Origin of the sequence: Bradyrhizobium sp. AZCC 1693 (genome assembly GCF_036924745.1) — a bacterium.
Lineage (GTDB): Bacteria > Pseudomonadota > Alphaproteobacteria > Rhizobiales > Xanthobacteraceae > Bradyrhizobium.
The window spans coordinates 6458913-6477783 of the sequence record NZ_JAZHSD010000001.1; the positions used below are offsets into that span (position 1 = coordinate 6458913).

An 18871-nucleotide genomic window follows, 5' to 3' on the forward strand; every position below is an offset into this window, starting at 1 on the left:
GCGGTTGCGCGCCCGCGCTGTCAGCGGTTCGCACCGCAACGCGGCTAAACAATGATGCCGATACGAATGCGTCGCAAGGCCCGCGGAATGGAAAAAGTCGAAAACTCTACCGCACTGCACGCGTGCAGCATGGCATGCCATGACACGGCGATCACATGGTCGGGAGCGGATGATCAGACCGATTCAAGCCTGCGCGATGCCGCCGCCGTTTCCGGCGTGGACATCGCTTCCGGCACGATCGAGGGTGGATCTGGAATTGTTGCGAGATGATTCTGCATCAAATCCACGTTGGCCGCAAAGAGGCGTGCAACGGCAACCCAGCACGCCGCCGCAATCAGCATTCCCGCGATCACGTCCACCAGGTAGTGGCTTCCATAGGCGGGGGTGGCAATCAGCATCAAGCCGTTCAGGCCAATTGCGATCCATCGCACGACGCTTATCTGCCAGAGCGCTGTGGCGAACAGGATGCCGAGCGCAGCGTGCAGACTCGGAAACGTGATGATCCCTTCCGAGTTCAATCCGTAGACGGTGTGCAGCGTGCCGTCGCGCAGTCCGAGGAAGACCGGCCAACTGGTCGACGAGACGGGCAGGAAGCCGTTTGCCGCAGCCGGCTGGATATCAAGAAAGAGCCACGGCCCTGCTGCGGGATACACGGCTGATATCGCGATGGTGACCAGTGTCGTGCCAACGAGCGCGGCGACGAAAGTGCCGAGCCGGTCGAGCTGCCCGGCTATTCCGAGCGCCAGTATCGTCGTCACGGTTTGCAGCGCGAAGCTGAAATAGGCAAACTGCAGGAAGTGTTGCAGTTCGGGGCGCAATGCGATGAACGTCATCATCTGCACCCAGTCGAAATGCAAATGGCGGTCCCAGGCGTCGAACATCGCGTCCTGCAGCGGAAATCTCGCCGCCGCCGCGATGTAGGACAACGGCGCGGCAACTGCGGCGAAGCCGATGATCTGCGCCGTCGACGAAAAAATGGCGCCGAGCCGTGGTTCTCCCCGGACGGACCGGTAGAACCACCCGCCGAGCGTGAGCAGCACGGCCGTGATAATCGGGGCGAGGAAAGAGCGCCACCCGATCTCGAAAGAGGTCCACAGCGTAAAGCCCACGATCCCGATCGCGATGACGCCAATCGTCATCCAGATCGCGGCTTCGGCCCGCGGCAACTGCTTGTGCGTGGTCCTCATCGTCGGTGTTCCCACGCGCTTCCCCGCACGCCTGACCAAAGCGCGGCGGTCTCCACAGGACGGCCCACCCGCGCGGGCCTGTTCCCGGTCGCCTGCAATTCGCCGGATCGCAAGCCTTGCCAGATATGAGTCATTTCACCGCGGAATTTTACGAATATTGCGCCGATATTGCTCCGACCGTACCGAGCCCGCTTTAACGTTCCCTAAAGTTCGCCGTTATTTGGCCAAGCTTCTTGCGATGCAGCGCCCTGCGCCTTAGGGTGCGCTGATCCCATCAGAAAGAGTCGTGCCATCCTTCGAGTCACGACGTTTGCCAGGAGATGATGATGCCCTTCCTGTCCGCCTCGCTCGCCCGTGTGAAGCCGTCCGCGACGATCGCGGTGACGGATAAAGCACGCGCGCTGAAAGCGGCGGGCCGCAACGTCATCGGCCTTGGCGCCGGCGAGCCGGATTTCGACACGCCCGCCAACATCAAGCTGGCGGCGATCCGCGCCATCGAGGCCGGCAAGACCAAGTACACCGACGTCGGCGGCATTCCCGAGCTGAAGGAAGCCATCATCGCAAAATTCCAGCGCGAGAACGGCCTGACCTACAAGCCGAACCAGGTCATCGTCGGCACCGGCGGCAAGCAGGTGCTCTACAACGCGCTGATGGCGACCCTCAATCCCGGCGACGAGGTCATCATTCCCGCGCCGTACTGGGTCAGCTATCCCGAGATGGTGGCGCTGGCCGGCGGCGAGTCGGTGCCGGTTGTGTGCCCGGCGTCGAGTGGCTTCAAGCTGCGGCCAGAGGATCTCGAAAAGGCGATCACGCCGAAGACCAAGTGGATCATCCTGTGCTCGCCGTCGAACCCGACCGGCGCCGCCTACACGCGCACCGAGCTGAAGGCCATCACCGACGTGCTGGTGAAGCATCCGCATGTCTGGGTGATGACCGACGACATGTACGAGCACCTGGTCTATGACGACTTCCAGTTCGCAACGCCCGCGCAGGTCGAGCCGAAACTGTACGAGCGCACGCTGACGGTGAACGGCGTGTCGAAGGCCTATTGCATGACCGGCTGGCGCATCGGCTATGCCGGCGGCCCTGCCGACCTGATCAAGGCGATGGCGACGATCCAGTCGCAGTCGACCTCGAACCCGTCGTCGATCGCGCAGTGGGCTTCGGTGGAAGCGCTGAACGGTCCGCAGGACTTCATCCCCGTGCACAACAAGGTGTTCAAGGAGCGCCGCGATCTCGTGGTGTCGATGCTGAACCAGGCCAAGGGCATCGAATGCCCGCGGCCCGAAGGCGCGTTCTACGTCTATCCGTCCTGCGCCGGCACCATCGGCAAGACCTCGCCGTCAGGCAAGGTGATCGCCAATGACGAGGATTTCGTCACCGAGCTTTTGGAGAGCGAAGGCGTCGCCGTCGTGCAGGGTTCGGCATTCGGCCTTGGACCGGCGTTCCGGATTTCGTATGCGACCAAAACCTCAGACCTCGAAGACGCCTGCAAGCGCATCCAGCGCTTCTGCGGCAATTTGAGATAAGAAGCGTTTTCGAGCGAAGCCTGTCCCGCACTTGATGCGGGATAGGTTTCGGTTTCTGTCCAAGAAATCGCGTCAAAAAAGCGGCCGTCAAATCACATCGCGCGTGAACGGCGATGTTTGACCGCTTCTTGTCGAAGTGCCATGTTTTTCAGGGAAGCGCCATGTTTTCGACACGACGCTTCCATCCTGTCCGCTCCGCTAAATTTGTTCATCAACTTGCGGAGACTGGGACACATGCGACTCCTGACACTGACACTCGCCATGGCGGCACTGATTGCGCCGATCGCAAGCGCCAACGCGGCGCCGCCGGTTCGCGCCGGCATTTTGCAATGCCAGGGCGGCCAGAATGTCGGCTTCGTGGTCGGCTCGGTGACCAGCCTCGAATGCGTGTTCCGCAGCGAAGGCCGCCGGCCTGAACCCTATATCGCCAAGGTGCAGCGCATCGGCCTCGATCTCGGCGTGACCGAGCAGACCCAGTTGTCCTGGGCGGTCAACGCGCCGAACAGCCGGCTCGGGCGCGGCGAACTCGCCGGCAGCTATGGCGGCGTCGGCGCCAATGCATCGATCGGCGTTGGCGGCGGCGGCAACTTCCTGGTTGGCGGTCCCGCCAACGCCTATGCGCTGCAGCCGATCAGCGTGCAGGGACAGACCGGGCTGAATGTCGCCGCCGGTATCGCCGGCCTCGAACTGCAGCCGTTCTACGGTAATGGTCCGCGACGGCACGTCCGCCGCCATCGTCACCGCGGCTGAGCATGACGCGTTAAGGAAAAGGCCCGCGCGAGCGGGCCTTTTTTGTTGGTGTCATTTGCGGGTGGGATGCTCGGCATCGCTGCGGAATAATGCTTGGCGCTTCTACCAATCTGGCACGGCCTGTGATGTTGTGGCATAGAACGGCGAGCGCCGCGGGGCACGGCGTTGTTCTTGATACTCTGCTCGCATCACAGTTTTTCAGCCGGAGATTTCTTCATGCGTCGTTCTCTCATTCTCGCCGCTGCCGCGCTCGCCGCGCTGGCTTCGTCGATCGGCGGCGCCAATGCGCAGCAGGTGCAGCGCGTGCAGGTCGGTGTGCTGGAGTGCCGCGGCGGCGCCAGCGTCGGCTTCGTCGTTGGCTCCGTCACCAATCTCGGCTGCGTGCTGCGCGCCGAAGGGATGCCGGAAGACCGCTACATCGCCACCATCCGGAAAGTCGGGCTCGACCTCGGCATCACCCAGGAATCCGCGCTGGCCTGGGGCGTGTTCGCACCTGTAGCCCGCCTCGGGCCGGGCGGCCTTTCCGGCGATTATGTCGGCGCGCAGGGCAGTGCCACGCTCGGCGTCGGTGTCGGCGGCAACGTGCTGGTCGGCGGCTCCGCCAATTCGATCGCGCTGCAGCCGCTCAGCGTGCAGGGCCAGGTCGGCGTTAGCGTCGCTGCCGGATTGGAGAGCCTGGAACTGCGGCCGGGGCGGTAGTTAACGCTGCTCCTCGTCATTGCGAGGGGCCAACGGGTCGCGCGAATGGGCGCCGATGACAGACTCCGCGACGAAGCAATCCAGGGTTTTACCTGAGCTAAGACTTTGGATTGCTTCGCTTCGCTCGCAATGACGACGTTTGGCCTCTTGAGTCGCACGCCGCACTGCAGCGAATTTTTCCCGCTTGCCAAAACCTCGGGACAGGCGGAGCATCAGAAGTCGCCGACCCAATCATGGGCCGAGCTCCAAACAAGGAGGCGGCAATGGGACAAGACGTCAGAAGTCCCCGCGGCCCACGGTGCATTGCACTGGTGGGCCCTTTCCAGAGCGGTAAAACCACACTTTTGGAGGCGATATTGGCGCGAACGGGCGCCATTAAAAATGCCGGCAGCGTCGACGCCGGAACTTCGGTCGGCGATTCCAGCCCCGAGGCGCGGAATCACAAGATGGGCGTGGGCCTCTCCGCTGCCACGACCAGTTTCATGGGCGACAGTTACACCTTTATCGATTGTCCCGGCTCGATCGAGTTCGTGCATGACATGCGCGCCGCGTTGCCCGCGGTCGATGCCGCGGTCGTGGTCTGCGAGGCGGACGAGAAGAAGCTGCCGCAACTGCAGATCATCCTGCGCGAGCTCGAGGATCTCGGCATTCCGCGCTTTCTGTTTTTGAACAAGATCGATCGCGCCAACAAGCGCATCCGCGAAACGCTGGCGACGTTGCAGCCGGCCTCGCGCATGCCGCTGGTGCTGCGGCAGATCCCGATCTGGAACGGCGAGTTGATCGAAGGTTTTGTCGATCTCGCGCTGGAGCGCGCCTTTGTTTATCGCGAGCACAAGCCCTCCGAAGTCATGGCGCTGGAAGGCGGCAATCTCGACCGCGAGAAGGAAGCGCGCTTCTCGATGCTGGAAAAGCTCGCCGATCACGACGACGCGCTGATGGAGCAGTTGCTGGAGGACATCCAGCCGCCGCGTGACGCGGTGTTCGACGATCTCGCCCGCGAATTGCGCGAAGGCCTGATCTGCCCGGTGCTGCTCGGCTCGGCGGCGCGCGAGAACGGCGTGTTGCGGCTGATGAAGGCGCTGCGGCACGAAGCGCCCGGCGTGACCGAGACGGCAAAGCGCCTCGGCGTATCCGCGCAAAAGGAAGCGCTGGCCTATGTGTTCAAGACCCTGCATCTGCAGCACGGCGGCAAGCTTTCGTTGACGCGGCTGCTTGCCGGCCGCCTCGACGACGGCGCGACGCTGCAATCCTCCTCCGGCGAGACCGGGCGCGTGTCCGGAATACTCGGGATCAACGGCGGCCACGACAGCAAGCGCGCCGCGGCCGAGGCCGGAGACACGATCGCCCTCGGCAAGCTCGACGCGATCAAGACCGGCGACTCGCTATCGAGCGGCAAGACTGCGCCGCCGGCGCTGGTCCACGTCGAGCCGACGCCGCCGGTGCTGGCGTTGTCGCTCGCGGCGACCGACCGCAAGGACGACGTCAAGCTCGGACAGGCGCTGCTGCGGCTGAACGAGGAGGACCCGTCGCTGACGATGATCCAGAACCAGCAGACCCACGACATCGTGCTGTGGGGACAGGGCGAGATGCATCTGCGCGTCGCGCTCGAGCGGCTCAAGGACCGCTTCGGCGTCAACGTCAAATCGCAACCGCCCGCGATCGGCTATCAGGAGACCATCCGCAAATCGATCACCCAGCGCGGCCGCCACAAGAAGCAATCCGGCGGCCATGGCCAGTTCGGCGACGTGGTGCTGGAGATCAAGCCGATGCCGCGCGGCTCAGGCTTCGAATTCCACGAAAAGGTCGTGGGCGGTGCGGTGCCGCGCAACTACATCGGCGCGGTGGAGGAGGGCGTGGTCGACAGCCTCGTGCGGGGCCCGCTCGGCTTCCCGGTCATCGATCTTCACGTCACGCTGACGGACGGCTCCTATCACAGCGTCGATTCCTCCGATCTCGCGTTCCGCACCGCGGCGCGGATCGGCATGAGCGAGGCGCTGCCGCAGTGCCAGCCGGTGCTGCTGGAGCCGATTCACATGGTGGAAATCGTTTGCCCGACGGAGGCGACGGCGAAGATCAACGCCATCCTGTCGGCGCGGCGCGGCCAGATCCTGGGCTTCGACACCCGCGACAACTGGCCGGGATGGGACTGCGTCCGCGCCACCATGCCGGAAGCGGAGATCGGCGACCTGATCGTGGAATTGCGCTCGGCCACCGCCGGCGCCGGCAGCTTTACGAGGCAGTTCGACCGCATGGCCGAAGTCTCCGGCCGAGCCGCCGACCAGATCATCGCCGCGCACCGCGTCGCGGCGTAGCTGTGCGGCCTCCCTCTCCCCGTTCTTCACGGGGAGAGCGAGAACACCGGCCGCGTGCTTGACACGGCTGGCGGTACACGAAATGGATCGCCTTCCAAGAATTTTGGAAGGAAACCATGCCTGTCTGCTCCACCGAGACCGATCGTGCCTAACCCCCCCGCCGCCTGCCTGATCGGATGGCCGGCCGCGCATTCGCGCTCGCCGCTGATCCATCATTACTGGCTGCGGACGCTCGGCATCGAGGGCGGCTATGTCATTGAGGCGGTGCCGCCCGACGAGTTCAAGGATTTCTTGTTTCGGCTGTCGCTGCGAGGCTTTGTCGGCGCCAATGTCACCATTCCGCACAAGGAGCGGGCGCTTGCGCTGTCGAAGCCGGATGAGCGGGCGCGCGCGGTCGGCGCGGCCAATACGCTGTGGTTCGCCGATGGCGAGTTGTGCTCGACCAATACCGACGTTGAGGGCTTTATCAACAATCTCGATGCCTGCGCTGATGGATGGGACACATGCGATGAAGCGCTGGTGCTCGGCGCCGGCGGCTCGTCGCGCGCGGTGGTTTTCGGCCTGCTCGATCGTGGCGTTAAGCGGGTGCATCTCGCCAATCGCACCATCGAGCGCGCCCGATCGTTGGCGGATCAGTTCGGCGCGAGCGTGTTGCCCGTGGCATGGGACGCGCTCGGCGATCTGCTGCCGCGCGCCGGGCTGCTGGTGAATACGACCTCGCTCGGCATGAAGGGCCAGCCGCCGCTCGAAATCGATGTCGGGCGGTTGCCGTCAAGCGCCGTCGTCGCTGATCTCGTATACGTGCCGCTCGATACGCCGTTGCTTGCCGCCGCACGCGCGCGGGGCCTGAAGACCGCCGACGGGCTCGGCATGCTGCTGCACCAGGCGGTGCGCGGCTTCGAATTGTGGTTCGGCCGGCGCCCCGAGGTGACGGCGGAACTTCGCGCGCTGGTCGAAGCCGATCTCACAAATACATGATCGGCCGATCGCGAAGACTTGAGCCGGAATTTTTTTGAAACGCCGGGGTCAATGGCTACGTCAGGACCGCCACCGGAGACTCCAGCATGTCCGTCAGTCGCTTTCAGTTCGTTCGCTTGCTTGCCGCCGTTGCGATGGTTGCGGGCTCCACGCTTTACGCCATCGCCCAGCAGCCGCCTACGCCGGCGCGCGTTCGCGGCACCATCGAGGCCGTCGATGGCGACGTGCTGGCCGTCAAGTCGCGTGGCGGCGAGGATGTCAAGCTGCATATGACCGGCGACATCAACATCGTCGGGATCAGCAAAATCGCGCTGTCCGATATCAAGGTCGGTTCCTTCATCGGCACCACCACGGTGCCGGGGCCGGACGGCGGCCAGAATGCGGTCGAGGTGCATGTGTTTCCGGAAGCCATGCGCGGCACCGGCGAGGGCTCGCGGCCCTATGATCTGCGTCCCAACTCCACCATGACCAACGCTACGGTGGCGGATTCGGTGGTCGGCAATGACGGTCACACCCTGATGATCAAATACCGGGGCGGCGAGAAGAAAGTCGTGGTCTCCCCGGAGACGCCGGTCGTGACCTACGTTCCCGCCGACAAGTCCGACCTCAAACCGGGCGCCAAGGTGATCGCCTTCATGAAGAAGCTGCCGGACGGCTCGCTCGAGACCAGCCGGGTCAGCGTCGGCCGCGACGGGCTGACCCCGCCGATGTGACGCGAAGCGTCATTCCGGGGCGATGCAAAGCATCGAACCCCAATGTGCAATTGCACATTGTGGAATCTCGAGATTCCCCGATGCGCAATTGCGCATCTGAGGTCTGGTCCTTCGGACCATCCCGGAATGACGAACCGGGTAACGAGCGTAAGAGCGGAATAGCACCTCCCGTGCGGTGTTTGCGTTGAGTTGGGCGCCAAATACACCTCGGGAGGGATACGATGCCAAAATCTTCTTCATGGCCGCGGATGCTCGCGGCGTCGCTGACCTTTGTCACCCTGCTTGGATCGGCGGCGTGGGTGCAGCAGCCGCCGACGGTCCGCATTCGCGGCACCATCGAGGCCGTAGACCTGCCCATGCTGTCGATCAAGTCACGCGAGGGCACCGACATGAGGGTGCGCGTCACCGACAATGTCGCGGTGTTCGGCGTGGCCAAGACCGAACTCTCGGAGATCAAGGAAGGCTCCTATATCGGCGTCACCGCGATGCCGGAGCCGGACGGCACCCAGAAGGCGGTCGCGGTGCATATCTTCCCGGAGAACCAGCGCGGTGCGGCCGAAGGTTTCAGGCCCTGGGATCAGCGTCCGAACTCGACCATGACCAACGCCACCGTCGCGCAGACGGTGAAGGGCACCGACGGTCAGAACATTCTGGTCAAATACAAGGACGGCGAAAAGAAAGTCGTGGTGCCGGACGGGACGCCGATCGTCACCTTCGTCGCCGGCGACAAGTCCGAGCTGAAGCCGGGCGCGAAGATCATCATCTTCGGCGCGGTGAAGAAGGACGACGGCACGCTAGAAGCCAACCGCGTCAATGTCGGCCGCGACGGGATTACACCGCCGATGTGATCGTCCGCAAATCTCTCAACGGTCGTCCCCGCGAACGCGGGGACCCATAACCACAGTTGTTTATTGCAGATGGAAGGCGTCTACTACATCGCCTAACCGAAGGGCCGCGGCGTATGGATCCCCGCGTTCGCGGGGACGACCCGTTGTGGGATTTGTGCCTAATAGGCGCCCTCACACCGCCAGCACGTTGTCGTCGATCTCGGCGATCGTGTTGACGCCGCACAATCCCATCGTCGTGAGCATTTCCTTGGCGAGGATGTCGAGCGCCTTGGCGACGCCGGCCTGTCCGCCGGCCCCCAGCCCATAGGCATAGGCGCGGCCGATCATGCAGGATTTGGCGCCGAGCGCGAGCGCGCGTACCACGTCCATGCCGGTGCGGATGCCGCCGTCGAACATGATCTCCATCTTCGAGCCGACCGCGTCGACGATTTCAGGCAGCACCTCGATCGACGACGGTGCGCCGTCGAGCTGACGGCCGCCATGGTTGGAAACCACCAGCGCCTGTGCGCCGGTTTTAGCAGCGAGCTCGGCGTCCTCGACGTCCAGAATGCCTTTCAGGATCAGCTTGCCCGGCCAGATCGAGCGGATCCAGTCGATGTCCTTCCAGTTCAGCGAAGTGTCGAACTGCGATGCGGTCCATTCCGACAGCTTGGTGAGGTCCTCGGTGCCTTTGACGTGGCCGACGATGTTGCCGAAGCTGCGGCGCTTGCCGCGCAGCACGCCGGCAACCCATGACGGCTTGCTGGCGAAGTCGAGCAGTTTCGACAGCGACCATTCCGGCGGCACCGACATGCCGTTCTTGATGTCCTGGTGGCGCTGCCCGATCACCTGCAAATCGACCGTCAACACCAGTGCGCTGCACTTCGCAGCGATCGCGCGCTCGATCAGCGACTTGATGAAGCCGCGGTCCTTCATCACGTAGAGCTGGAACCAGAAAGGCTTGTCGACGCTGGCGGCGATATCCTCGATCGAGCAGATCGACATCGTGCTCTGGGTGAAGGGAATGCCGGCGGCCTGGGCAGCGCGGCAGGCGTAAATCTCGCCGTCGCCATGCTGCATGCCGAGCAGGCCGACCGGCGCCAGGATCAGCGGCATTGTGGCCGGCTCGCCCAGGATCGTGGTGGAGAGATCGCGCTTGGAGACGTCGACCAGGACGCGCTGGCGGAACTTGATCTGCTGCAAATCCTCGGTATTGGCGCGCAGCGTGTCCTCGGTGTAGGAGCCGCGGTCGGCGTAGTCGAAAAACGCCTTGGGAACCCGGCGCTTGTGCAGCTGGCGCAGATCCTCAATGCAGGTGATGTGCTTCATGGACGTCCCGGCCCTTCTTGAACTTCTTCGCTGCGTTGTCATCTAGCATGGTTGGATGGCGAGCCAAATCGCATCTCTTGGGCGGTGCCATTCCCGGGAGGACATCCCATGACCGGACCGCGCACCGTTGCCCCCGCCAAAACCGGCTCGGCCGATCGCGAGGAAAAGCGCCGGCTCGACGATGCCCTGGCGGAGGGGCTGGAAGAGACCTTTCCAGCGTCCGACCCCGTCAATGTCACCCAGCCAGCCCCGACAAAGGGCGATCGGCACGTCAAGCGGGGCGATTGAGCCGGCAGGGCCCGATGGGCGGTCTGGCGTGAATACTGAAATATAACAAATAGTTATATTGCGTTATGACCGGTAATGGTCGTAATGATTCATCATATTTTTTGAAGCCATTTTAGCGGGCGAGGGATTATAACCCAGCACGCTACCATGGAGGCATTCGGGGATTCGTGGCCTTGCATGGCCTTGAAGAAGACCCGGAATGGCTGGGGGTCACATGAGCCGCAAATATTTCGGTACCGATGGAATTCGGGGCCGCGCCAACGGGTTGATCACGCCGGAGCTCGCGCTCAAGGTGGGGCAGGCGGCTGGTCTGGTGTTCCAGCGCGGCGACCATCGCCACCGCGTCGTGATCGGCAAGGACACCCGGCTCTCCGGCTACATGATCGAGTACGCCATGGTGGCCGGCTTCACCTCGGTCGGCATGGATGTGCTGCTGCTCGGCCCGATGCCGACGCCGGCGGTCGCGATGCTGACCAAGTCGATGCGCGCCGATCTCGGCGTGATGATTTCAGCTTCCCACAACCTGTTCGAGGACAACGGCATCAAGCTGTTCGGCCCGCAGGGCTTCAAACTGTCCGACGATGTCGAAAAGCAGATCGAGCAGTTGCTCGATGAGCCGATCGACCGTCGCCTTGCGCAGAGCGCCAGCCTCGGGCGCGCCCGCCGCATCGACGGCGTCCATGACCGTTACATCGAATTCGCCAAGCGCACGCTGCCGCGCGAGCTCTCGCTCGACGGCCTGCGCGTGGTGGTCGATTGCGCGCATGGCGCGGCCTACAAGGTGGTGCCGGAAGCACTGTGGGAACTGGGCGCCGACGTCATTGCGATCGGCGTCGAGCCTGATGGCTTCAACATCAACAAGGAATGCGGTTCGACCTCGCCGGAAGCGCTGGCGAAAAAGGTGCGCGAGATGCGCGCCGACATCGGCATCGCGCTCGACGGCGACGCCGATCGCGTCATCCTGGTCGACGAGCGCGGGCATGTGGTCGACGGCGACCAGTTGCTCGCGGTGATCGCGCAAAGCTGGAAGGAAGATGGCCGTCTCGCCAAGCCCGGCATCGTCGCCACCGTGATGTCGAATCTCGGGCTCGAGCGCTTCCTCGAAAGCCAGGGCCTCGGGATGGTGCGCACGCCGGTCGGCGATCGCTACGTGCTCGAGCAGATGCTGACGCAGGGCTACAATCTCGGCGGCGAACCTTCGGGCCATATCATTCTCTCCGACTACGCCACCACAGGCGACGGCTTCGTCGCCGCGCTGCAGGTGCTGGCCGTGGTGCAAAAACTTCGCCGTCCGGTGTCGGAAGTCTGCCACCGTTTCGATCCGCTGCCGCAGATCCTGAAGAACGTGCGTTATCGCTCAGGCAAGCCGCTCGACCACGCCGAGGTGAAATCGGCGATCCTGGACGGCGAGAATCGCCTCAACGGCCACGGCCGGCTCCTGGTCCGCTCGTCCGGTACCGAGCCCGTGATCCGCGTGATGGGCGAGGGCGACGACCGCATCCTGGTCGAGGACGTCGTCGATCAGATTGTCACCGCGCTCGGTCACGCCGCGGCGGCATAAGCGCGTTTTATTTTGACGGCGCAGGATCGCTGATCGGTGGTGCGGCAACGCATCGCAGCCATAAGCTATTGATGCTGGTCGCGACGATGGCCCGGCCGTAGAACACACGAGACATTGCCTGTCTCGCGATTCTTTTCGGGAATGCGCCCTTGAACAAGCCCGTCATCGTCTCGGAGGAAACGGCGACCGCGCCGGCGGTCGTGCTGGACGCAACGCCAGGCCTCGCCGCCAAGGCAGTCGCGGCCGGGCCGGCCTATGTCGTGCTGACCGGCATCAGCTTCTCGCATTTCCTCAACGACACCATGCAATCGTTGATTGCCTCGGTCTATCCGATCCTGAAGGATGCTTACGCGCTGGACTACGGGCAGATCGGCATGATCACGCTGGCGTTCCAGTTCACTGCGTCGCTGCTGCAGCCTTTGGTCGGGCATTTCACCGACAAGAAGGCGCAGCCGTTCTCGCTTGCGATCGGCATGGGTTTTACGTTTTTCGGATTGCTGCTGCTCAGCGTCGCGCATCTCTATCCCATCATCCTGATCGCAGCCGCCCTGGTCGGCCTCGGCTCGGCGGTGTTCCATCCGGAGTCGGCGCGGATCGCGCGTCTCGCCTCGGGCGGGCGTTATGGCTTTGCGCAATCGGTGTTTCAGCTCGGCGGCAGTTTTGGCACGTCGATGGGGCCGGTGCTGGCGGCGCTGATCGTGGTGCCGTTCGGCCAGCCCTCGATCGCCTGGTTTTCATCGATCGCGTTTCTGGCGATCGTGATCCTGTGGCGGATCGGCGTCTGGTACAAGCCGCAGATCGTGACGAAGAAATCGGCCGTGGTGGAACGTCATCCGGACCTGCCGGATTCGCGGCGCGTGAAAATTGCGCTCGCGGTGCTGGTCGCGCTGCTGTTCTCGAAACAGCTCTACGTGTCGAGCCTGTCGAGCTATTACATCTTCTATCTGATCGACAAGTTTCAGGTCTCGACGCAGGCCGCCCAGCTCTATCTCTTCATCTTCCTTGCCGCCAACGCTGCGGGTGCGTTCTTCGGCGGGCCGCTCGGCGATCGCTTCGGCCGCAAATACATCATCTGGTTCTCCATCCTTGGGGCACTGCCGTTCACGCTGGCGCTGCCCTATGCCGGCCTTGCCGCAAGCGCCGTGCTGACAGTTTTCATCGGCCTCATCCTCTCGTCGGCGACGTCGTCGATCATCGTGTTCGCACAGGAGCTGATGCCGCATCGCTTCGGGATGATCTCCGGGGTGTTCTTCGGCGTCGCCTTCGGCATCGGCGGACTTGGCGCCGCCGTGCTCGGCAAGCTCGCCGATCACACCGGGATTGCCTTTGTCTATCACCTCTGCGCGTTCCTGCCCGCGCTCGGCCTGCTCGCGGTGTTCCTGCCGAAGATGCCGAAGCACGTACGTTGAAGCACGCATATTTGAGGCACACGCGCTGAGCGCGGCCTGCTGGCTCTCGTGAGGCGAGGGCGCGTCGGCCGCATCAACAAAGTCTTAACGGCGCTGCGGCGAGCGGATTTCGCTCAACACATCGTTAGGATGTATGGCGGTTTCGGCGTTTTTCCCTTGTTGCAAATGCATCATGCCTCGCGTTGCAAGCAGCGCTGCGAAAGAAAGTCAGAGATTGTCAACCTTAAAAATTAGGGTTAAGCGCCGCTTAAGCATTTAATGCCATCGTCCGTCCGTGAGTTTTTGAAGTGGGGCTCTTTGCAGGCAGCCTCACCGGACAAAGGACGAAGCCCATGCGTAGCGTTAAGTCTTTCATTGCCGCCGGTGCGGCCACATTATTGTCCCAGGCGGCGTTTGCTGCCGACATGGCGATTGCGCCTCCTCCGGCATATGCGCCGGCTCCGGTGGTCGAGGATTTTGGCGGCTGGTATCTGCGCGGCGACATCGGCTTCAGCAACCAGCGCGTCGATCGTCTCAACAATCTGCTCGACCGCAACAACACTTCGTCAGTTCAGACCCTGAACTTCAGCAGCGCGGGCATCTTCGGCCTCGGCGTCGGTTACAAGGTCAACAACTGGTTCCGCGCCGACATCACCGGTGAATATCGCGGCAACTCAAATTTCTTCGGCACCGACCGCATCACCTATGTGGGCGGCGTCGGCACCGATACCTACCACGCCACCAAGAACGAGTGGGTCGTTCTCGCCAACGCCTATGTCGATCTCGGCACCTGGTGGTGCATCACCCCGTTCATCGGCGCCGGCGTCGGCGGCGCGCGGGTTGCGATCAACGGCTTCACCGATCAGGGCATCGCGCTGAATGGCGGCGTTGGTCCCGCATTGCCGGGTCTCGCCTTCGGCGACAACGTGTCGAAATGGAATTTTGCCTGGGCGGCCCATGCCGGCCTCGCCTACAAGGTCACGCCGAACTTCACCGTCGAACTCGCCTATCGCTATCTCGATATGGGCGATGGTCTGACGGGCGACCTCCGCACCTTCGATGGCGTCAACGCCTTCAACAACCCGATGACCTTCAAGCACATCACTTCGCATGACCTGAAGCTCGGCGTGCGCTGGGATCTGACCAGCCCGCAGGTTTACGCGCCGCCGCCGCTGATCCGCAAAGGTTAATCACGACTTCTATTCGTTAACGGTTGCCGAACGGCGCGGGAGTTTCCCGCGCCGTTTTGCTTTTGGCGCATGCCGATGCGGATGCAGCGGCTGACGAAAAATGTTTGCCGGCTTTCCGACAAGATCTCGCCAATTGGATGCCGCGAGAACGATTGGTTAAGGTTAACAGGCGATGATCGACGCAAGTTTCAGAGTGTCTGATGGAGCGTTGCGATGCGTCGATTGTTGCTGGTGGCTGTGATGTGCGGAGCGGCGAGCGTCGCCTCGGCGGCCGATATGCCGGACTTGCCGTTTCTCCGAGGCAGCTTCACCGAAGGGCTGAGCACCAGCACGGTGAACTGGCAAGGTTTCTATGTCGGTGGTCAGGGCGGTTATGGTTCATCCGACGCAAAGTTCTCCGGCTCGAATGCGACCATGCTTGCCGCCCTGCTGGACCATAACGTCATCGAGCAGATGCAGGTTTCGCAATGGAATCTCGGCCTCGGAGGGCGATCGGCGCGCTCGTCGGCGTTCGGCGCCTTCGCTGGATATAATTCGCAATGGGACGACGTCGTCATCGGCCTCGAAGTAAGTTACATGCACGGCTCGTTCGGGGGAGCGTCTCGCGCGACCAAGGAACTCGTCAGCGGCTCGGCGTTGTCCGACGGCTTCTTCCACGACGTTGCCGTCGATTCATCGGCATCAATTTCGATTTCGGACATGGCGACCTTCCGTGCGCGCGCCGCTTACGCGTGGGGCTGCTTTCTGCCCTACATGTACGGCGGATTCGCGCTCGGCAAAGCCGACATCGCACGTTCGGTCACCGTCCGTGATGCTGTCAGCCTCACGATAAACGGGCCTTTCACGTCACTGGCAACATTGAACGCCACGGATGCCGTTCATAATCACCTGATCTACGGTTACACGGCGGGCCTTGGCGTCGACGTCAATCTGGTCGGCGGTCTCTTCATGCGTGCGGAGTGGGAGTATATCCGCTTCACATCCCAGATTGACACCAACATCAATACCGTACGCGCCGGCCTCGGCTACAAATTCTGATCCCGCTGCCGTCGCATCGATCCCGTCGCCGTTGACAGATCTGCCGCCGCCTGTTGCAGTGCCGCCGTAACGAGGGCGGCGCATGAAGGTCTACGGCGATACCAATTCCGGCAATTGCCTGAAGGTGAAGTGGGTGTGCGATCATCTCGCGCTGCCCTACACCTGGATAGCGGTCGACACCCTCAAGGGTGAGACGCGCACCCCGGAGTTTCTCAAGCTCAATGGCGCCGGCCAGGTGCCGACGATCGAACTCGACGACGGACGCACGCTGGCGCAATCCAACGCCATCATCCGCTATCTCGCCCGCGGCTCCCATCTCATCCCGCAGGATGCTTACACGCAGGCCAAGATGGACGAATGGCTGTTCTGGGAACAGTACAGCCATGAGCCGTACATCGCCGTATGCCGCTTCCAGATGTTCTATCTGAAGAAGCCGGCCTCCGACCTCGATCCCGAGAAGGTCAAGCGCGGCTATGCGGCGCTGGCGCGGATGGAGCACCAGCTTGCCATCACGCCGTTTTTGGCCGGCGACGCCGTCACGCTGGCCGACATATCGCTGCTGGCCTATACCCGCGTAGCGCATGAAGGCGGCTTTCACCTCGACGGCTACGCCGCGGTGCGCCGCTGGATCGGCGCGACTGAAAAATTCCTCGGCCTGCCGCCGGCGCGCTGACTTCACTGGAAATCGTCATGTCTGCCATCTCAGAGGTCACCATCCGCCCCGCGCGCCGCGAGGACGTCGGCACCATCGTCGCCATGCTGGCGGACGATCCGCTCGGCGGCGCCCGTGAGCGGATCGAAAGCCCGCTGCCGCAATCCTATTTCGCGGCGTTCGAGCAGCTCGCACGCGATCCGAATATTCTCCTCGTCGTCGCCGAGGACGGCGAGGGCGCCGTAGTCGGCTGCCTGCAGCTCTGCATCCTGCCGGGACTGAGCTCGCAGGGCGCCTCGCGCGGCCTGATCGAGGATGTCCGCGTCGCCAGCCATTGCCGCAGCCGCGGCATCGGCGAGCAGATGGTGCAGTGGGCGGTTGTGGAAGCACGCGCGCGGGGATGCAGATTGGTCGAACTGCTGACTCATCACACCCGTGTCGATGCGCAGCGGTTTTACGAGCGGCTCGGCTTTGCGCGCAGCCATGTCGGCATGACCTTGCGATTTTGATCGCCATCGCGTTTTCGAGCAAAGCATGCCCTTGGACCTGATCCGGGATGGAATCCGGTTTGCGTAAAGAAAACGCGTCAGAACAAAGGTCAGCCAACTGCGGTTGAAGCGTATTTGCGACGAATGCCTGAGGTAGCCGTCATTGTGCGATCCGGTTAACAACCGATAAACTACGCGTGCGTCCGTGATTTTACGGACCGGAACGTCTCCGCTATGCCAGCGTCTCCCATGGGGCTTTGGGCAGCTTGGGGATTTCCGATGAGAAAATATTCGATTGTCCGGATCGGAAGCGAATATGTCGTGCAGGCCGGAAAGACCAGCATTTTGAAGGTCTCGAGCCGACGGCAGGCGGCCAAGCTGGTCACCGATGCCGCCGAACTTCTGCAGCAGGAGCCGGCGTCTTCCGAGGGCGAAGAGCCATCAATCGGGCGTGAAGCGCCCGAAGTTTCTTGACGATCGGGCGCGATTCCCTTAATGACCGCCGCGGGACACCTCCCCCCAACGGGAGGCTTACTATCTGGAAGGATAGATTATGACCGTAGCGAAGCCCGCTTCGCGGCCGAACGTGCCGCATTTTTCCTCCGGCCCCTGCGCCAAGCGCCCCGGCTGGAATCCCCAAAATCTCAAGGATGCTGCCCTCGGCCGTTCGCATCGCGCGAAGATTGGCAAGGCCAAGCTCAAGCTCGCGATCGAACTGACGCGTGAAGTGCTTGAAGTGCCGGCCGACTACAAGATCGGCATCGTGCCGGCGTCCGATACCGGCGCGGTCGAAATGGCGCTGTGGTCGCTGCTCGGCGCGCGGCCCGTCACCACGATCGCCTGGGAATCTTTCGGCGAGGGCTGGGTCAGCGACATCGTCAAGGAATTGAAGCTGAAGGACGTCACCAAGCTGCATGCCGGCTATGGCGATCTTCCCGACCTCTCCAAGGCCGATCCCGCTTCCGACATCGTCTTCACCTGGAACGGCACCACCTCGGGCGTGCGTGTGCCGAACGCCGACTGGATCAGCGCGACCCGCGAAGGCCTTACGATCTGCGACGCCACGTCGGCCGCTTTCGCGCAAGCACTCGATTTTGCAAAACTCGATGTGGTGACATTCTCCTGGCAGAAGGCGCTGGGCGGCGAAGCCGCGCATGGCATGCTGATCCTCTCGCCGCGTGCGGTGGAGCGGCTTGAGACCTACAAGCCGGCCTGGCCGCTGCCGAAAATTTTCCGCCTGACCAAGGGCGGCAAGCTCAACCAGGGCATCTTCGAGGGCGAGACCATCAACACGCCGTCGATGCTGTGCGTCGAGGACTATCTCGATGCGCTGAACTGGGCGAAATCGATCGGCGGCCTGAAAGCCCTGATCGCGCGCGCCGACGCCAACACCAAGGTGCTGTCGGACTGGAAGGCGAAGACGCCGTGGATCGATTTCCTGGCAAAGGATTCCGCGATCCGTTCCAACACCTCGGTGTGCCTGAAGTTCACAGATCCCGCGATCACTTCGCTCAACGCGGACGCGCAGGCGGAGTTCTCGAAAAAGCTGGTCGCGCTGGTTGAGAAGGAAGGCGCCGGTTACGATTTTGCGTATTACCGCGATGCGCCGGCAGGCTTGCGGATCTGGTGCGGCGCCACCGTGGAAGCCTCCGATGTCGCGCTGCTGACGCAGTGGATCGACTGGGCGTTCGCCGAGACCAGGGCCGCGCTGCCGAAGGCGGCTTAGCTTTCTTTTTGCCTCTCCCCATTCTTACGGGGAGAGCATAGGCCGGCCTTCGGCGGCCGTCCTTTGAGAAGAACGCCGAAGCCAAGCTTCGGCTATCGCATCGCGCCGGGTGAGGGGCTCTCTCCGCGCGCACCTCGCCTGTGGCTGCCCCTCACGCCGACCCTCTCCCCGTAAGAACGGGGAGAGGGAGAAGAAATCGTTCCGAGACTTTCACCA

Annotated in this window: 18 protein-coding genes; 16 read left to right on the forward strand and 2 right to left on the reverse strand. The window is 63.0% G+C overall.

Annotated elements, in window-relative coordinates:
* Nucleotides 1–173: 173 nt before the first annotated feature.
* Nucleotides 174–1187 (reverse strand): phosphatase PAP2 family protein, encoded by a 1014-nt coding sequence (locus V1293_RS30725; RefSeq protein ID WP_334514837.1) that lies wholly within the window; start codon nucleotides 1185–1187, stop codon nucleotides 174–176.
* Between the two features lie 326 nt (nucleotides 1188–1513).
* Here V1293_RS30725 and V1293_RS30730 point away from each other — a divergent pair, with 326 nt between their 5' ends.
* The 7 genes from V1293_RS30730 to V1293_RS30760 all read left to right on the forward strand — a co-directional run bounded on the left by V1293_RS30730 (nucleotide 1514) and on the right by V1293_RS30760 (nucleotide 9016).
* Complete coding sequence (locus V1293_RS30730) at nucleotides 1514–2716, forward strand: pyridoxal phosphate-dependent aminotransferase (RefSeq protein ID WP_334514839.1); 1203 nt, start codon at nucleotides 1514–1516, stop codon at nucleotides 2714–2716.
* A gap of 234 nt (nucleotides 2717–2950) precedes the next feature.
* Nucleotides 2951–3466: a DUF992 domain-containing protein gene (locus V1293_RS30735; RefSeq protein WP_334514840.1), complete on the forward strand. Its 516-nt coding sequence runs from the start codon at nucleotides 2951–2953 to the stop codon at nucleotides 3464–3466.
* A 216-nt stretch (nucleotides 3467–3682) separates the two neighbouring features.
* Nucleotides 3683–4165 carry a DUF992 domain-containing protein gene (locus tag V1293_RS30740; RefSeq protein ID WP_334514842.1) on the forward strand — a complete coding sequence of 161 codons (483 nt, stop codon included), beginning with the start codon at nucleotides 3683–3685 and terminating at the stop codon, nucleotides 4163–4165.
* Between the two features lie 263 nt (nucleotides 4166–4428).
* Entirely contained in the window at nucleotides 4429–6477 is a 2049-nt protein-coding gene (locus tag V1293_RS30745; protein ID WP_334514843.1) for an elongation factor G, read from the forward strand.
* A gap of 144 nt (nucleotides 6478–6621) precedes the next feature.
* Nucleotides 6622–7455: a shikimate dehydrogenase gene (locus V1293_RS30750; RefSeq protein WP_334514845.1), complete on the forward strand. Its 834-nt coding sequence runs from the start codon at nucleotides 6622–6624 to the stop codon at nucleotides 7453–7455.
* 86 nt (nucleotides 7456–7541) lie between these two features.
* A complete protein-coding gene (locus V1293_RS30755; RefSeq protein WP_334514846.1) occupies nucleotides 7542–8168 on the forward strand; it encodes a hypothetical protein in 627 nt (208 codons plus the stop codon).
* 221 nt (nucleotides 8169–8389) lie between these two features.
* Nucleotides 8390–9016 (forward strand): hypothetical protein, encoded by a 627-nt coding sequence (locus tag V1293_RS30760; protein ID WP_442894306.1) that lies wholly within the window; start codon nucleotides 8390–8392, stop codon nucleotides 9014–9016.
* Nucleotides 9017–9187: 171 nt separating this feature from the next.
* On the opposite strand, the gene V1293_RS30765 is transcribed toward V1293_RS30760, so the two are convergent.
* Nucleotides 9188–10324 carry an alpha-hydroxy acid oxidase gene (locus tag V1293_RS30765; protein WP_334514847.1) on the reverse strand — a complete coding sequence of 379 codons (1137 nt, stop codon included), beginning with the start codon at nucleotides 10322–10324 and terminating at the stop codon, nucleotides 9188–9190.
* Between the two features lie 108 nt (nucleotides 10325–10432).
* Between V1293_RS30765 and V1293_RS30770 the strand changes: the two genes are divergently transcribed.
* From V1293_RS30770 to V1293_RS30810, 9 genes are all read left to right on the forward strand, one after another.
* A complete protein-coding gene (locus tag V1293_RS30770) occupies nucleotides 10433–10612 on the forward strand; it encodes a hypothetical protein (RefSeq protein ID WP_334514850.1) in 180 nt (59 codons plus the stop codon).
* A 214-nt stretch (nucleotides 10613–10826) separates the two neighbouring features.
* Nucleotides 10827–12173, forward strand: coding sequence for a phosphoglucosamine mutase (gene glmM, locus V1293_RS30775; RefSeq protein WP_334516991.1), 1347 nt, complete (start codon nucleotides 10827–10829; stop codon nucleotides 12171–12173).
* Between the two features lie 149 nt (nucleotides 12174–12322).
* Nucleotides 12323–13582 (forward strand): MFS transporter, encoded by a 1260-nt coding sequence (locus V1293_RS30780; RefSeq protein ID WP_334514852.1) that lies wholly within the window; start codon nucleotides 12323–12325, stop codon nucleotides 13580–13582.
* 332 nt (nucleotides 13583–13914) lie between these two features.
* Nucleotides 13915–14751: an outer membrane protein gene (locus V1293_RS30785; RefSeq protein WP_334514854.1), complete on the forward strand. Its 837-nt coding sequence runs from the start codon at nucleotides 13915–13917 to the stop codon at nucleotides 14749–14751.
* Between the two features lie 213 nt (nucleotides 14752–14964).
* Entirely contained in the window at nucleotides 14965–15789 is an 825-nt protein-coding gene (locus V1293_RS30790) for an outer membrane protein (protein ID WP_334514855.1), read from the forward strand.
* Between the two features lie 82 nt (nucleotides 15790–15871).
* The gene (locus V1293_RS30795; protein ID WP_334514857.1) at nucleotides 15872–16462 is read left to right on the forward strand and encodes a glutathione S-transferase family protein; all 591 of its coding nucleotides are present in this window, start codon (nucleotides 15872–15874) and stop codon (nucleotides 16460–16462) included.
* A gap of 17 nt (nucleotides 16463–16479) precedes the next feature.
* Nucleotides 16480–16950, forward strand: coding sequence for a GNAT family N-acetyltransferase (locus tag V1293_RS30800; RefSeq protein ID WP_334514859.1), 471 nt, complete (start codon nucleotides 16480–16482; stop codon nucleotides 16948–16950).
* Nucleotides 16951–17208: 258 nt separating this feature from the next.
* Nucleotides 17209–17403: a hypothetical protein gene (locus V1293_RS30805; RefSeq protein ID WP_334514861.1), complete on the forward strand. Its 195-nt coding sequence runs from the start codon at nucleotides 17209–17211 to the stop codon at nucleotides 17401–17403.
* Nucleotides 17404–17482: 79 nt separating this feature from the next.
* A complete protein-coding gene (locus tag V1293_RS30810) occupies nucleotides 17483–18655 on the forward strand; it encodes a phosphoserine transaminase (RefSeq protein ID WP_334514862.1) in 1173 nt (390 codons plus the stop codon).
* Nucleotides 18656–18871 lie beyond the last annotated feature (216 nt).